The 458-nt window shown below is 64.4% G+C and carries 1 protein-coding gene; it reads left to right on the top strand.

Going from position 1 to position 458, the window contains the following annotated elements:
* On the top strand, positions 1-458 hold a 458-nt coding region (locus HA630_RS02670), incomplete at both ends, for a transketolase-like TK C-terminal-containing protein (protein WP_407061932.1).

The following is a 458-nucleotide window of genomic DNA, read 5'->3' as shown; positions in this document are numbered from 1 at the left end:
CGCGGCTTCCTGCTGGGCGGCACCTCTGGGCGCACCACGCTGAACGGCGAAGGCCTGCAGCACGAGGACGGCCACAGCCACATCATGGCCGGCACCATTCCGAACTGCATCTCCTACGACCCCACGTTCGCCCACGAGGTGGCGGTGATCCTGCACCATGGCCTCAAGCGCATGGTGGAAAAGCAGGACAACGTCTTCTACTACCTGACGCTGCTGAACGAAAACTACGCCATGCCGGGCCTGACGCCGGGCACCGAAGAGCAGATCATCAAGGGCATGTACCTGTGCAAGGAAGGCGTCAAGCTGACCCCGCGCGTGCAACTGCTGGGTTCGGGCACCATCCTGCGCGAGAGCATTGCCGCGCAAGCGTTGCTGGAAAAGGACTGGGGCGTGGCCGCCAACGTGTGGAGCTGCCCGAGCTTCAACGAACTGACCCGCGATGGCCAGGACGCCGAGCG

It is taken from the genome of Aquabacterium sp. A08 (assembly GCF_011742065.1).
Note: the sequence above shows the minus strand (reverse complement) of the source record. Positions and strands in the feature narration are given on the sequence as shown.